Source organism: Paenibacillus sp. FSL H7-0735 (assembly GCF_038008505.1).
In the GTDB taxonomy this organism is placed as follows: domain Bacteria; phylum Bacillota; class Bacilli; order Paenibacillales; family Paenibacillaceae; genus Paenibacillus_AQ; species Paenibacillus_AQ odorifer.
Window position 1 is genome coordinate 4,148,388 of record NZ_JBBOZH010000001.1, and the last position, 15,479, is coordinate 4,163,866.

Consider the following 15,479-nt stretch of genomic DNA (forward strand, 5'->3'; position numbering starts at 1 on the left):
GATGGACATGACCTCTTTGCTTTTGCTTGGACTTGCAGCGCTGGGAATTATCAGCAGCAATTCCCCTGTAACAATAGCAATGGTCGTCCTATTACTGCTAAGAGTACTTGGCCTGCAGCAAACCTTTCCTTGGCTAGAAAAATACGGTTTAACCATCGGGATTATCATCCTGACCATCGGGGTCATGACCCCATTAGCCAGCGGCAAAATATCGTTGCAGACAGTCGGTCAATCCTTCTTACACTGGAAGTCCTTGCTTGCTATCGCTATCGGCATTCTCGTCGCTTTTCTTGGAGGCCGCGGTGCTACGCTCATGACCAACCAACCCACAGTTGTTGCGGGTCTGCTGATTGGCACAGTGATCGGGGTTGCATTATTTAAAGGCGTTCCGGTCGGTCCGCTGATCGCAGCCGGCATTTTATCACTTATGATCGGCAAAATGTAATAGAACAGCACAAAAAGACCGCTTTTGGCGGTCTTTTTTTATTGTGCCTTTTTTGAACCTTCTTCTTCATTATTCCTCCACCTGAGAAATGGACTGCGGAATTTGCTGTGCTGCTCTTTTTTCAACGACTAATAAATCTTCAACGCCATACTCTGTCTTAATTTTCTGCAACTGCTTCAAAGCCTCTTCTTCTGTATTAAAATATCCTGCTTCCACGAGATATAAGCCTTTCTGATCCTTTAACATCCGCATATCCTCTAACCCATATAACATTTCTTCAGCCATACCCAGCGCCTCACCAGAAGGCTGTGAGACCGTTCTTAAGGAATATACAGAGCCCCCTTTTGCTTCGTCTCCTTTCTCTTTTAACGTAATCACTACCTGTGCTGGCTCTTTATATTCTTTCACCTCATAAGCAACCGAGTCCGTAAGTGTGACATTGAACCGAATGGCCGAATCATCTAGTGTAATTAGTGGATAAGCATCCTGAACATATCGGCTTTGTTTTAATGTCTCCAGATCTTTGACTGCTGAGAATTTTCTGGCCCCACTTACTGTAATCGTCATTGTTGCCGGATTTTCCGTAAACTTTACGTTATATGAGCTTGCCATCTGTTGAGTTTCATCCGGATTTGCAAAATTCAAAATCAATTGATCACTATTCTTCAGTTGTTTGACCGAAATAAAATTCACATCTACTCCATCCTGAATGGTTCCCCCTCCTGCGCTTCCCTCCGTAAATTGCAGAACACTGACCAGCTTACCTAGAACCGGTATTTGATCCATACTACTCGCAAAAGCAGGAACCGTATTTACACCCACCGTAAAAGAAATCAATACAGCAGCAGCTACTGATCCTGTCCATTTCAAAGTACGTTTTGAAGAACTGTTTTTCTGTTTATAGATTTTCCCTCTTTCAATTCCTTTACGAGAAGCGAATGATAGTTCTTTAGGAATTTCAATCTCATTATAGGCTTCCTGTAGACGTTCTAGTTGCTTATCCAAAGTACTCACTCTCCTCCATACTTATTTTTAATTTTTCCAAACCTCTATAAATAACGGTTTTGACGCTGCTCAGGGGCATATCGAGAACCTCTGCAATTTCCTTTATGGGCAAGTCCTCCAAATATCTCATCACAATCACCATTCTTGATTTTTCATCAAGACCGCTGAGCGCTTCATGCAAATCCATAACCTCTTCCCTAGATTTCGGAGCATAACTGCCTCCTAGCTCTTGATCTATATACACGATTTTTTTAGATTTACGGATAAAGTCCAGCGCACAGTTGACAGCAATCTTGGTGAGCCAAGTTTTAAAATATTGCGGTTGCTTCAATTTATGAATGGAGATATAGGCTTTGAAGACGGTCTCCTGCACAATCTCCAGCGCATCCTCTTGATTCCGCACATAGGAGTAGGCCATTCGGTATAAACGCTCCTGCATGCCGTCAATAAGAACAGTAAAGCTGTCTTCATCACCAGCTATCGCCTTTTCCTCAAGCGTGGTTTTATTCACGTTCCTCACTTCCTTTCATGATGTTTATAAGCTTTAGACGCACATGATCTCCGAAAAGACTCAAGTCCCCCGTAGGATTTTTGCCATAGTATAAGTTACTGTGTGCCACAAGCCTGATTGGAATTCAAAAAAAGTGGCCTTCTCTTTCGAGAGGACCACTAAGGTGTTTAATTATTTTCCAAAACATATTAAGCGTCTAAATGCTGTACGTTAAATAATCGCGCATAACTACCCTCTATCGCCATCAGCTGTTCATGCGTACCCCGTTCAGTAATTTCACCATTCTCAAGTACGACAATCTGATCTGCATGTGTAATCGTTGACAGTCTATGCGCTACAATTAGTGTAGTACGTTCCGAAGAAAGGGACTGCAGCGCTTGTTGAATTAAATGCTCCGATTCCAGATCCAGCGCCGAAGTAGCTTCGTCTAATATAAGAACCTTCGGATCCTTGAGAAATACCCTTGCGATAGCAACCCGCTGCTTCTGTCCTCCGGATAGCTTAACACCACGTTCTCCCACTTCTGTCTCATAACCCAGTGGCAGCTGCTCAATAAAATCATGCGCATTGGCAGCTTTTGCTGCTGAAATGACCTCTTCTTCCGTGGCGTTAGGATTACCGAATAAAATATTCTCACGCACAGATCCGCTGAATAAGAAATTATCTTGTAAGACCATACCGACAGACCTGCGCAAGCTTTCCTGTGTTAATTCCTTTATATCATAACCATCCATTTGGAGGCTGCCTTTACTGATGTCATAGAATCTCGGGATCAAGCTTATAAGGGAGGACTTTCCTCCACCGCTCATTCCGACGAACGCAATGGTCTGTCCGGGCTGAATACTCAGATTAATATCTTTTAAGACCCAATCATTCTCTTCGTTATATTTAAACCATACATTCTGAAAAGCAATCTCACCACGTGCATCCTTTAGCACTTTTGCTCCCGGCTTGTCTACAATATCGTAAGGCTCATTCAGCAGCTCAAGCACCCGTTCAAGAGAAGCAGAGGCTTGTGTAAGCACCGTCGAGGAATTAATCAATCTTCGCAGCGGAGAATACATCCGGTCCAGATAGCCAAAGAAAGCTACAAAGGTACCTACTGTCAAATTGCCATGAATGACCTGATAACCACCATATCCGATGACCAAAAGAGGTGCTATATCCGTTAATGTATTAATAATTGCGAAGGTCATAGCGTTCCAGCGGGTTTGCGCCATCGCTTTTTTAAGAAAGTTACCGTTGATGTCTTCAAACTGCTTCTGATCCACTTTTTCCATCGTAAAGCTGCGGATGATTGATATCCCTTGAATCCGTTCATGGAGATAACCTTGAATGCCAGCCAGAGCCTGGGATCGATCTTTCGTTAAAAGCTTAAGCCGCTTATACAATTTGTTAACAGCAATTGCGTAAAAAGGCAATACCGAGATAGACACGAGCGCCAGCACCGGATTTAAATAAAACATAAATCCCAAAGCAAAAACTAGCGTAAACGTGTCGAGCCATACATTCATCATGCCGACTTCGACCAAATTTTTGGTCTGCTCAACATCGTTAATAAATCTGGAGATGGCTTCTCCCACCTTGGTATTCTGATAATACCGCAGTGACAGCCGCTGTAAATGACTGTAAAGCTTATTTCGCATATCGAACAACACTTTACTTGTGATAAGCTGAGCAAAGTATTGGCGATAATACTCCACGGGTCCTCTTACGATTACAAATAAAATTAAGGCACCACCCAGAATAAGCATCAAATGCGATACCCGTTCCTCAATACCCATGCTCGGGTTCATTAGGAGGTCATCGACCACGTATTTCAGAATCATTGGCAGCGTTAGCGGAATGCTGAATTTGATCATGCCGATAAACAGCGTAAACACAATCAATTTCATATAAGGTCGTACAAAAGTAAAATATGATTTCCATTGCTTCACAGGAATATTCTGTCCCTTCTCTTTAGTGAGTTGCTAAGTACAGTTGACTTTTGCTCTCTACAGTGTTTTTATAATTTTAGATCATAAGTACAATTGCAGTACCGAACTTCAGGAGGATAACGATGTCTAGACAATTTGTGACGGAAGCCGTCATGATGGCGATTTACGGCCAGCTTCTCGTATCGAGCAGCCCTGTAGAATATATAGTGCCTTATACTACTGTGATGGAACTATACGAACTGCGAGACAGCGATGATCCGTTGATGAACCGTCCGGACGACGACAAGCATGTTAAGTTGAAGATTAGTGAGCTCATTGCTTATTTTGAAGAACCGCTCAACGCGAAGAAGATCAACCGCTGTTTAGCAGTGCCATGGGCGAAAAGCTCAGGTATTCTCCTTGGCGGGCAATCCAAAATCACCATCATTAACAGTATGGATACCGCTGTCTACGGTGAGATGTTCGATCCCATCGAAACAGAGCTTCTGCTGTCCTCACAACGTGAGAAAGTACCTATCCTAACGGATCAATTTGAATTGATTCAACGGATCATCGAGGGTGGAGTTCCAGTTCAGGTGTACGATATTGACGACTTCGACTTCGCTCTGGAGGAAGAAACCTCTCGCAATTTGCACTGATAACACCTATGTATTTCCAACTGGAATACCCTCATTTTTAAAGACAGCATTTGAAAAGCCCCTGCCTTTTGGCAAGGGCTTTTCCTGATTAAAATAAACAATCATTAAGACAACGATACCTGCACTTCGCCGGATACCGGCTTTGGTTCGTACTTATATTCAATGTCATCCTCTGACTCAGAGTATACGATAGATAGGTCATAACCTTCCATATACCACAAGTCCTGCTCCTCCATGTAGAACACAATATCATCCTGTTTGACCTGAATAGCTGGACGCCCAGGCGCTTCTGTAGCAATGCCCAGCGAAAAACCGGGGTGAAGTCCACCTCCCGAGCTATAACGGGGAAATAAACGAATATAGTCTCCATTCTTAAGGTCCAATTCTCTCTTAAACCAAGCTGCCGCTGCTTGACTAATTTCCATGTTCATTTCTCTCAGCTCCTTTGTATATTCTAATCATAACGAAAATAAGTCGATATTCAAACAACTTTATGCAATTAATGATTTCCCAATCCATTTAAAATTAAGTTTGACAAATTCGCGAACCGGATGATAAACTCTGAACATAACTAAACGTCTTCTAGTTATTACCAAATTAATGAAAGGGGTGAGCGCGGTGTTTACGAAGTTACAGCCATATTATTTTACTATTGTTGGAATTTTTACTCAACCGAATACCGAAGCAGCCCAAGTGATTAAGCCATCCTGAAGTTTTTGCGAGTCTTATGGACCGTATAACTTTAGTTCTTGAAGGTCTCTCACATGCTTGGTGCTGTAACGCACCGTGCGCATGATAGCTGTAAATTACAGGCATATCGTCCGTTTTCGGATGATATGCCTTTTTTGTTTGCTGAAGAGATAATCACTTGCGCTTTTATCAGCATCACAAGCAATCATTACAACCTGAAAGGAAGGGATTTACTTGTTCTCTGTTCTTCGCGATCTCGGCTGGTTTTTTCGCCGAGAAAAAAGGCGTTACCTGATTGGACTCATATTACTCATAGGTGTAGGCGTTCTTGAATTACTCCCTCCACGTCTGCTAGGCAATGCCATTGACGACATAGTACGCGGTTCGATTACTACAGCTTCGCTTGCCAAATATATCGGCATGATCTTTATTTTGCTGCTAGTTATTTATTGGATTACCTACATATGGATGCACAAACTTTTCGGAGGTTCCAACCTTGTTGAGCGCCTGCTGCGCTCCCGATTTATGAATCATCTTATGACTATGACACCCTCGTTCTTCGAAAAAAATAGAACTGGTGACCTCATGGCCCGGGCAACCAATGATATCAGAGCCGTCTCAGCTACCGTAGGATTCGGGATGCTTACACTGGTGGATTCTACAATCTACCTCACGGTTGTGTTGTTTGCGATGGGCTTTCTCGTGAGTTGGAAATTGACCCTTGCAGCAGTATTACCATTACCCCTAATTGCAATAGCTATGATTTTTTATGGTAAAGCTATTCATGATCGTTACAGCTTAGCGCAGGATGCATTCGGAGATATGAATGACCAAGTGCTCGAATCTGTCTCTGGTGTACGCGTAATCCGTGCTTATGTCCAAGAGCGTCTTGATGAAAAACGTTTCTCGGATATTACTGAAGATGTTTACAACAAAAATATGGCCGTAGCTCGTGTCGATGCTTTCTTCGAACCAACTATCCGCTTCTGCGTCGGACTCAGCTACATTATTGGTCTTACTTATGGGATTTACCTTGTATTCCGCAATCAGATCACACTGGGTGATCTAGTCTCCTTTAATATGTACCTCGGTATGATTGTATGGCCGATGTTCGCTATTGGAGAATTGATCAACATTATGCAGCGTGGTGGAGCTTCCCTCGAACGTATCGACGAGACGTTAAACTCCAAACCCGATGTTCAAAATGCTGCCCATCCTGTTCAAGTTCCCCACCCTACTCGAATCGAGCTTAACGATGTGACTTTCCGTTATCCTTCTTCGACGATAGACAATCTAGTCCATGTCAACTTAACCCTGAACCAAGGGCAGACATTAGGTGTAGTCGGGCGTACAGGAAGCGGGAAATCTACACTGCTCAAACAATTGCTCCGCGAATATCCGACAGGTAATGGAGAGATCCTTATCTCTGGCGTGCCTATTCAACAGATTTCCCTGGATCAGCTGCATAGCTGGATGGGTTATGTTCCGCAAGAGCAAATTCTTTTCTCCAAATCCGTTCGGCAAAACATTCAGTTTGGTCTAGACAACGCCGATGACGATACGATTATGCAAGCCATTACAGCTGCCGCTTTCCAGAACGACCTGGGCACATTGTCCGATGGTCTGGATACTCTGGTGGGTGAACGTGGTGTATCTCTCTCCGGTGGACAAAAGCAACGTGTCTCTCTGTCCAGAGCTTTTATCGCTAATCCTGATATTCTTATTCTGGACGATGCCTTATCAGCCGTTGACGCTCGTACGGAAGCTCAGATTATCGACAATATCCGGAATGAACGTGCCGGAAAAACCACATTAATCTCTACTCACCGTCTCTCCGCCGTCCAACATGCCGATATGATTGTTGTACTGGATAACGGACAAATCGTTGAGCGAGGTACACATCAGGAGCTGTTGGATTTGAATGGCTGGTACCGTGAACAATATGATCGGCAGCAAGTCGAAAATAACTTATCGAATGATTAAACTACAACCATAAATAAACGAGCTACGACTACGCAAAACATTTTAGGAGGTGTCACGGTTGACACAAAGTACAGGCAAACGCCTGCTGGAATATGCATTGACCGCAAAGAAAACCTTTATCGCAGCCCTTCTGCTGCTTTCAATCGGGGTAGCGGCAGAGCTGGCAGGTCCATTTATAGCCAAAAGCATGATCGACAATCACATGCTGGCCATCGAGAAGCCCTATTTCAGCACCACGTCTCCCGATAAGGCGGCTGAATATAACAATAGTTTATACAAACGCGGCGATCGCTTTGAGCCTGGTGAAACTAAAGGCCAAGAAATTCGTGTTCTTCAAGCAGGGAGAAGTTTTTATTTTATTAACGAAGCTGTAACACAGCCTGACGGTGAACGAAAGTTCATCGATGGAGAGATGCATATCACCCGTGGTGATAACGAAGTTATCTATCCGGCGGTTAAGCTATCGGCCGATGAGCTGTTCGCTTTTTACAAACCTGAGCTTCCTGGAATCTATCAGTTGGTCGGAATGTATGCTATTTTTCTTGTAATCTCCATCTTTGCTGAATTCGGAAAAACCTACTGGCTGCAATCTTCGGCGAATCAGGTAATCCGGAAGCTGCGGACAGATGTATACGCACATATCCAGCGACTACCCGTTCATTTTTTTGACAATTTGCCTGCTGGTAAGGTAGTGTCGCGGGTTACAAATGATACCGAGGCGATTAAGGATCTATTCATTGCCGTTCTTTCCAATTTCAGCACCGGTATTATCAATATAACTGGCGTATATATCGCTCTGTTCTTACTTGATGTCCGTCTGGGTCTGATCAGCTTGTTCATTGTACCTATTCTTGTGCTGTGGATCGTGCTCTATCGCAAAATTGCGACCAAATACAATACGATCATTCGCTCACGTCTAAGTGAAATTAACGCCATTATTAATGAATCGATTCAGGGGATGTCAATCGTCCGGATATTCCGCCGTCAGAAGCAGCTTAGTGCAGAATTTGAGAACCTGAACGATGATTACTTGAAATATCAGAATAAAATGTTAAATCTGAATGCTTTCACGTCCCACAATCTGGTGAACTCACTTCGTAGTCTCTCTTTTGTGATGGTGCTTTGGTATTTCGGACATGGCAGTATTACTGGTTCAACCTTTGTATCCTTAGGCGTTCTGTATGCCTTTGTCGATGTGCTCGGACGTTTGTTCCAACCTATCACAGGTATGGTGAACCAGTTGGCGAACCTGGATACTTCTATGGTATCTGCGGGACGTGTGTTTACGCTTATGGATGAACCTGGAGAGAATGTTACTGACGGCTCCATGCCACGCTACAAAGGAAAAGTGGAATTTAAGAATGTATCTTTTGCTTATAAAAAAGACTACGTCCTTCGCGATATCTCCTTTGAAGCACGCCCGGGTGAAACTGTCGCTCTTGTAGGTCATACGGGTTCCGGCAAAAGCTCAATCATCAATCTGCTGTTCCGGTTCTATGATCCACAAAAAGGCGATATTACGATTGACGGTCAAAAGGTTACGGATATTCCGAAGCAGTGGCTGCGGAATCACATGGGCATCGTGCTGCAGGATCCGTACCTCTTCACGGGCACCATTGCTTCGAACGTCAGCCTAGGGGATGAACGAATTTCACGTGAACGTGTAGAACGTGCATTGCGTGAGGTTGGTGCGGATAAGTTGCTCGCTCATCTTCCACAAGGATTTGATGAACCGGTAATTGAGAAAGGAAGTACTTTATCTGCGGGTCAGCGGCAATTGATTTCTTTTGCGAGAGCTCTCTCCTTTGACCCAGCTATTCTTATTCTAGATGAAGCTACCTCCAACATCGATACAGAAACGGAAAGCGTCATTCAGGATGCGCTGGAAGTTCTCAAAAAAGGACGCACCACTTTCATCATCGCTCACCGCTTATCCACGATTCGCAGTGCAGATCAGATTCTAGTCCTACATCACGGAGAGATCGTAGAACGCGGTAGCCACGATGAACTGATGGCGCTTGGCGGAAGATACTTCCGTATGTACCAGCTGCAAGTAGGTGCCGCTGCTAACAGCTCTGACGATAACGCTGGCGCAAGCAACCGTCCAGCACTCGGAAACTTGCAACCCTCTCTTGAGAAAATGTAATTTACAACCCTGAGTCACTTCATTGTGATTCAGGGTTTTTTCCTGCTTGATCTTAGAACAGATGTTCTGTATTATGGGAATTAATACATATCCTTGGAGGAGTAAACGATGCTTACTTATAATCTGACTAAGAAACAAGCCAGGCTGTTTCTGCTATCTCATCAAAAGTTAACTGCCGGAGCTATCCCTTCCGGAAAACTTAGTATTTATGACTATGTTCGTCACGTAGGCTGCATCCAATATGACCCCCTTAATATTGCCGGCCATAATCATGAGCTGGTCCTCCAAGCACGGATTCCGGGATTTACGCCAGAACTGGTCCAAGAGCTTCTGTATAAAGACAGGTTGCTCGTTGATGGCTGGGACAAGAACATGTCTATTTATTGTACAGAGGATTGGCCTTATTTTAAGCGGAGAAGAACAGCTGCTGCCTCCCACCATCAGGCTAATGAGCCTGTAATGGTCGCTGTAGCACAGGTTCGTGAAGAGCTTCAGAAGCGCGGCCCCCTCTCCTCTTTGGATTTAGACGGAAAGGAGAAAGTAGATTGGGCTTGGGCTCCGACAAGATTATCACGAGCTGCAATGGAAAGCATGTACTTTTGGGGAGAGATTGTTGTCCACCATCGTGTACATACTCGGCGATATTATGATTTCGCTGAACGTTTGTTACCCTCAGAGCTGCTGAGTTCAGCCGATCCAAATGTCACGGAAGAACAATTTCACGATTGGTATGTGATACGTAGAATAGGAAGTATCGGCTTGTTATGGAATAAATCTGGAGACGGATGGCTGGGCATATCCGGACTGAAGAGCAAAGAGCGTGCGGCGGCGATTCAGAGATTGCTGGAGAAGGATAGTCTCAGAGAAGTTTGGGTCGAGGGGATTAAGGTTCCGCTTTATATCCGCAGTATAGATGCTCCAACCTTGGAGTCTGTGATGCTGCAAGAATCTGAAGAGATTGGGCTTCAACCACGTGATTCATTTGCGGCTGTTTTGGCTCCGCTGGATAATTTGTTGTGGGAACGCGAGCTGGTTCGGCAATTATTCGGATTTCATTACCGCTGGGAGGTCTATAAGCCGGCAATAGAACGAGAATATGGTTACTATGTACTGCCAATATTATATAATGATCGTTTTGTTGGCAGATTTGAACCGGTGATGGATAAGAAGAAGCAAACATTGAATATTAACAATTGGTGGTGGGAACCTGGAGAAAGCCTAACACCGGAGATGATTCCGGCATTAGGCGAAGCTTTAACTGCACTCTCTCGCTGTGTTAGAGCTTCTTCGGTTCATTTTAGACCAGAGGTTGTAACAGCTTGCGGCTTAGAAGGATTATTACAATAAGTTTTCCTCCTCTAATCCAAGCTTCGTGAACATTTCTGTGCAGTAGCCTTGCAGTTTAACTTCAAGTCTACTTGCTTTATTTTTAAAACGTTTCAGCTCCCGAATCATTTTAGCTCTTCCGGCAGGCGTAAAGGTTTCCTGTATACGCTCTTTAAAGTAATCATGAACGATGTAATTACGTTGTTTCCACACTTCCTCCAACTGAGCGGTTTCTTGCTCCGAGAAAGGAAAATGATGTTGGATTTCTTTGATGAGTTGGCCGAGTGAATTGCTGAGTTTTCGCTGATAAAGGTCTGTCAGATCTGCTTCTGTTGGCGTTTTTCCTTGTGATAGCTTAGTAAGCAATAGCAAGTTGGTAAGCTGCTGCTCGAGGGCCTGTCCATAATAAACTGCCAGTCCAAAATAGGCGAATAACTCTTTCGATTGTTCACTCTCAGGTACATATGTATCCTTCATCTTTTCCCCCACTTCTGTATCCTTGTTCCTTTTATCTATACAAGTTATGTTTTGTTGTAATCCCTCTGTCTTGATCTGTACAAATAAAAACCGATAAGCAGTGTTATATATACTAATGCTTGTGCAAATGAACCTAACAACTCCGCTAATGACAATGTATCAGCTTTCATCATGGCCTCCATTACAGGAGTTACTGGCGGCAACAACCAGATCAAAAAATGAAATATACCAGGCAAACTTTCGCTGATTTGTGCTCCACCCAGTGATAATACAACGATAGCTAATAACATACCTGTTGCGTGACTGCCTTTTTGAATCCAAGAAGATTGAAAGAATAGGGCAATAGCCACACCAAGCATACCCAACAATCCATGTCCTATAAGCGCTAGAATTAACCGATATGCCCCAGGTGATTCTGCGAAATGACCTGTTACCCAAGGATAAAGGACAATCAATAGATCTATCAGCAACGTTAGAAAACAAAGCGTTAAGATACTACCTGCACTATGTTTTGCCGCACTTCGCATGTGAACAACTGCAATCTGCCGATGAACAGCGTGCTCATGATTCAAAAAACTAAGACTCATCCAAGCGCAGCTTATAAAGAGCATTACTGCTGTAGCGGCATAGCTATTCATAACTGGATTGGGCTTATAAGAATACAATATCAAGACTGCAATCACAATCCCCGCTAACGGGCCGAAATAACGCTGAGATCGAGTATAACTTCGCAGCATGTAAACGATAAACGGATACACGTTAGCCCCCCTTGGTTCAACTCCTAGGATTCATCCATTTTTCTAAGTCATGCGATCCTCCGCGAGGTTCTACCGATTGTATTGAACCACCCGACTCCAAGATAACCCGCAAAAAAGCATCTGATACTGAACTTGTTACTGTCAACGCTGTACGTGCTATGTTACAACTATCCTTAAACGTATTTATTGCAATAAAACCTGCCATTTCCTTCAATTGCTGCAGTTTCTGAATCGACAGATTAGACAATAGTATGTATGTAGAGGGTTTAAAGTTCAGCTTCTCTGACCCCTGAATTGACTTTACAATTTTCCCTTCATGTATCACATGAACCTGATCCGCAAGCAATTCAATCCATTGGGGTTCATGTACAGAGAAGACTATAGCAGTACCCTTATTTCTCAAACCAATAAGAAGCTCAGCTAACTTATTCATTGAGGGGAGATCAAGGCCCGACATAGGCTCATCAAGAAGCAGCAACGAGGGACTTCCCAGCAAGCTTTGAATCAAATTAATTTTTTGCAGCATTCCTTTGGAGAAATTTAGCATCGACTGCTTGCGAAAGTGCTCCAGCTTAAAAAGTTGAAATAACGTTGTTAGCTCCTGCTCGATCAGGACTGGCGCAAGGCCGCTAATCTGTCCCATACTTCGCAAGTACTGTTCTGGGGTCAGCTTCAACCCTGGAAACATCTCAGGTGCATAACCAATTCTCAGATTTGAATCCTTACAACTCAGCTTTCCAGAGGAAATATGGACCAGTCCAGCTAAGATTGACAACAGCGTACTTTTGCCGGATCCGTTCCGTCCGATCAGAGCAGTTGCAGTCCCCTTTTCAATAGTAAACGATACATCTTCCAATACGGGTCGGCGTCCATACTGTTTACTGATCTGTTCTAATTCTATCAGGGGAATAGCAACATCTATACTACCGCTGGCAAAGTTACGATCTACTAAGTTCGCCACTTAACATTCTCCCTTCATATCTACTGTTAATTCTCCGGTTCCCTACGAATTTCCTCTTCTAGGAATCAAAAAAATGAAAGAACTGCCATAGCAGCCCTTTCTAAAACTTCCTTTCTATCCAGTATTCCTCCCCTTTTTTTCTACCAGTAGCATTAATCAAACAGACCTGGATATAAAAAACCAGACTATTGCTATATTTCTACAGCAACAGTCTGGCTATTAGTTCATATATGAGAGTTAAGCTATACGATCTTACGCATATACCTCAACAGCATCGCTAATCAAACGGCATGCCTCTGCAGCTTTACGGCAGGCATTAATACATTCTTGGCAGTGATTATGTATATGCTTGCTGCTCTCATCTGCGCATGCTTCACAAATCTCCGCACATAGTTTTAGAATTCCAGATACAAACGGACTTTGACGAGTCATTGCTTGAATGGCATAAGAACAAATATCCGCACATTCACGATCGAGTCGCATGCTCTCACGAAGTGATGCAAGATCATATTCTTTTAGGCTTGAGACATAGCTGTAGTTACAGGCATTCATACTTTCGAGACAAGCGTCAATGCACTCCTGATATTGAATTCGGGTCATAGCCTTCAACCTCCTGCATTTTTAATGGGTATGCCTTACTATTAACCTACAAGATTAGGAATGAACCACAGCTTCTTCTGAAGCAGAACGGATTACAGGCTTCTTTTGATCGTGCCAGGCCGAACTAAAATACGTCCTTCCATCTCCAGCAGCTTCGTGCGTAACTCACTGGATGAGAAGTGTTCCCCGATAAATACAGCTACGTCTGGGACTTCGCCTTGAGGTGTGATTTTCATAAAATCAGCTTCACGGTAAGCATATTGAAAAAGAAAACGACTGGAGGTGTCATTAAAGGTCACAATGCCTTTAGCCCTATAAACATCCCGCGGAAGCTCCTTGACGAACTGTTCAAAGGTCTCGCTGTTGACAGGTCGTTTGAAGTAATGTGTGTATGCCATCACGTGATCATGAGAAGCATGGGTGCCTCCTAAAGGTAGTTGAGCTTCCTCATGCACTTGGCTTTCGCTGTCGCTCTCTTCAAGCTGTGTATCCGTAAGAACTCCACCTGCACTACGCAGGAGCTCCTCTGTGTCGATCTCACAACGCTCCGCTGGCATAATCGGTGCATAAGAATTCCATTTTCGCAGAACAGTTGTGATCTCTTCCGCTTCATCTGCTGAGACACGGTCAGTTTTATTCAGAATCAAAACAGATGCGCAGCGAATTTGCTCCTGCATCAGTCGATAGGTTGCCCCCTGCTGCGCACGGTACAATTCGAGCAGATGCGCGGCGTCAACGACGGTGATCAAGCTTTTTAGCTCGACTTTTTGATACAGTGAAGTTTCGGTTACACCATCTACAATTTCCAACGGGTTCGCCGCACCTGTGGCCTCAATAACAACCACATCAGGTGATTCCTTCTTGATAAGAGTAGTTAGCTCTGTGCTAAGATCCCCTCGGATAGAACAACAGATACAGCCGCCGAGCAGCTCTGCCATAGGAACGGTTTGCTCAACCAGCAGCCCATCCAGGTTCACTTCACCCAGCTCATTCATCACTACTGCCGGGCGCAAGCCCTGATCTTTCCAATGTTCCAGCAGGCGCTGCAGCAGGGTAGTTTTGCCGCTTCCCAGAAATCCTGACAATATATACACAGGTACAACCTGTTCCATGATTCATCGCTCCTTGCAAATTACGGGTATGGTAGCGAGTTTACTACATGATGCCAAAGCACGCAAGCGGCACACCTATAACCTCAAAAGAATAGCGATTGATAACAAAACTTGTCTTTGCCTTCCCCATACCCTATCATGAGAACATCTCTAATTTAGGAGCTGATCTCATTGTCATCCGTTGAAGAACATCGGAAGGAAGCACCACAATCCGTTTCCTGCTACATCATTACCGTCTCAGACACCAGAACTACTGAAACAGATACCGGTGGAGCATTAATCAAATCCATGCTCGAGGCTGCCGGGTATGAAGTTATTGGTCATACCATTATCAAAGACAACTATCAGGACATTCGTGAACTACTCTATAAAAACGCTGATCACACTGAAGTTGAGGCCGTGTTGCTGACAGGTGGAACAGGAATCTCTCCCCGTGATACCACCTACGAAGCAGTTTCATCCTTGCTTGATAAAACGCTACCGGGCTTCGGTGAGATTTTTCGAATGTTAAGCTACACAGAGGACATTGGTTCGGCGGCAATCCTTAGCCGGGCAATTGCAGGTACGATTGGCAACACAGCTGTTTTTTCTATGCCTGGCTCCACTGGAGCCGTTAAATTGGCTATGGAACGGCTCATTATCCCGGAGCTTCGTCATGTAATGCGAGAGATATACAAACAATAATCCCACCCATTTTTTTATAAACTAGACAAATAACCAAGCATGCCTTTGTTCTGTGCGTATAATACGGTAAGTTCACACACAAAGGAGCTGAAGGAAATGTCAGAAGGATGTCCAAAATGCCCGGCCCAAACTGTCACTGACCCACCTAAGGTGGTTTATCAAGATTACTACCACCCTCAAGTTGTGAATGTTATTCACCCGGTAGA

The 15,479-nt window shown here is 44.0% G+C and carries 15 protein-coding genes; 6 read left to right on the top strand and 9 right to left on the bottom strand.

Annotated features, from left to right (window positions below; translation table 11 throughout):
* Position 1: 1 nt before the first annotated feature.
* Complete coding sequence (locus NSS82_RS18835) at positions 2-445, top strand: DUF441 domain-containing protein (RefSeq protein WP_036688009.1); 444 nt, start codon at positions 2-4, stop codon at positions 443-445.
* Positions 446-514: 69 nt separating this feature from the next.
* On the opposite strand, the gene NSS82_RS18840 is transcribed toward NSS82_RS18835, so the two are convergent.
* The 3 genes from NSS82_RS18840 to NSS82_RS18850 form a co-directional block, all read right to left on the bottom strand.
* Positions 515-1,450, bottom strand: a complete 936-nt coding sequence (locus NSS82_RS18840) for a DUF4179 domain-containing protein (RefSeq protein WP_076273300.1) — start codon at positions 1,448-1,450, stop codon at positions 515-517.
* Complete coding sequence (locus NSS82_RS18845; protein WP_076273301.1) at positions 1,443-1,961, bottom strand: sigma-70 family RNA polymerase sigma factor; 519 nt, start codon at positions 1,959-1,961, stop codon at positions 1,443-1,445. The genes NSS82_RS18840 and NSS82_RS18845 overlap by 8 nt, the downstream gene beginning before the upstream one ends.
* A gap of 188 nt (positions 1,962-2,149) precedes the next feature.
* On the bottom strand, positions 2,150-3,898 hold the full coding sequence (locus NSS82_RS18850) for an ABC transporter ATP-binding protein (protein WP_076273302.1): 1,749 nt from the start codon (positions 3,896-3,898) through the stop codon (positions 2,150-2,152).
* 122 nt (positions 3,899-4,020) lie between these two features.
* Between NSS82_RS18850 and NSS82_RS18855 the strand changes: the two genes are divergently transcribed.
* A complete protein-coding gene (locus tag NSS82_RS18855; RefSeq protein WP_038571616.1) occupies positions 4,021-4,536 on the top strand; it encodes a hypothetical protein in 516 nt (171 codons plus the stop codon).
* A 104-nt stretch (positions 4,537-4,640) separates the two neighbouring features.
* Here the strand turns inward: NSS82_RS18855 and NSS82_RS18860 are convergent, their stop codons facing one another.
* Positions 4,641-4,967, bottom strand: a complete 327-nt coding sequence (locus NSS82_RS18860; protein WP_076273303.1) for a HesB/YadR/YfhF family protein — start codon at positions 4,965-4,967, stop codon at positions 4,641-4,643.
* 493 nt (positions 4,968-5,460) lie between these two features.
* On the opposite strand from NSS82_RS18860, the gene NSS82_RS18865 reads away from it, so the two are divergent.
* From NSS82_RS18865 to NSS82_RS18875, 3 genes are all read left to right on the top strand, one after another.
* Positions 5,461-7,209, top strand: a complete 1,749-nt coding sequence (locus tag NSS82_RS18865; protein ID WP_076273304.1) for an ABC transporter ATP-binding protein — start codon at positions 5,461-5,463, stop codon at positions 7,207-7,209.
* A 58-nt stretch (positions 7,210-7,267) separates the two neighbouring features.
* Positions 7,268-9,355, top strand: a complete 2,088-nt coding sequence (locus NSS82_RS18870; protein ID WP_036688022.1) for an ABC transporter ATP-binding protein — start codon at positions 7,268-7,270, stop codon at positions 9,353-9,355.
* A 108-nt stretch (positions 9,356-9,463) separates the two neighbouring features.
* Entirely contained in the window at positions 9,464-10,702 is a 1,239-nt protein-coding gene (locus tag NSS82_RS18875) for a winged helix-turn-helix domain-containing protein (RefSeq protein WP_076273305.1), read from the top strand.
* Here the strand turns inward: NSS82_RS18875 and NSS82_RS18880 are convergent.
* The 5 genes from NSS82_RS18880 to NSS82_RS18900 form a co-directional block, all read right to left on the bottom strand.
* A complete protein-coding gene (locus tag NSS82_RS18880; protein WP_038571625.1) occupies positions 10,694-11,158 on the bottom strand; it encodes a hypothetical protein in 465 nt (154 codons plus the stop codon). The two genes, NSS82_RS18875 and NSS82_RS18880, sit on opposite strands and share 9 nt — an antisense overlap.
* A 44-nt stretch (positions 11,159-11,202) precedes the next feature.
* Complete coding sequence (locus tag NSS82_RS18885; protein ID WP_076273306.1) at positions 11,203-11,916, bottom strand: hypothetical protein; 714 nt, start codon at positions 11,914-11,916, stop codon at positions 11,203-11,205.
* Between the two features lie 16 nt (positions 11,917-11,932).
* The gene (locus NSS82_RS18890) at positions 11,933-12,877 is read right to left on the bottom strand and encodes an ATP-binding cassette domain-containing protein (RefSeq protein WP_076273307.1); all 945 of its coding nucleotides are present in this window, start codon (positions 12,875-12,877) and stop codon (positions 11,933-11,935) included.
* A 252-nt stretch (positions 12,878-13,129) separates the two neighbouring features.
* The gene (locus NSS82_RS18895) at positions 13,130-13,477 is read right to left on the bottom strand and encodes a four-helix bundle copper-binding protein (protein ID WP_036688030.1); all 348 of its coding nucleotides are present in this window, start codon (positions 13,475-13,477) and stop codon (positions 13,130-13,132) included.
* Positions 13,478-13,569: 92 nt separating this feature from the next.
* Positions 13,570-14,589: a CobW family GTP-binding protein gene (locus tag NSS82_RS18900; RefSeq protein ID WP_038571630.1), complete on the bottom strand. Its 1,020-nt coding sequence runs from the start codon at positions 14,587-14,589 to the stop codon at positions 13,570-13,572.
* A 165-nt stretch (positions 14,590-14,754) separates the two neighbouring features.
* Here NSS82_RS18900 and NSS82_RS18905 point away from each other — a divergent pair, with 165 nt between their 5' ends.
* Positions 14,755-15,273, top strand: coding sequence for a MogA/MoaB family molybdenum cofactor biosynthesis protein (locus NSS82_RS18905; protein ID WP_036688034.1), 519 nt, complete (start codon positions 14,755-14,757; stop codon positions 15,271-15,273).
* The last annotated feature ends 206 nt before the right edge of the window (positions 15,274-15,479 follow it).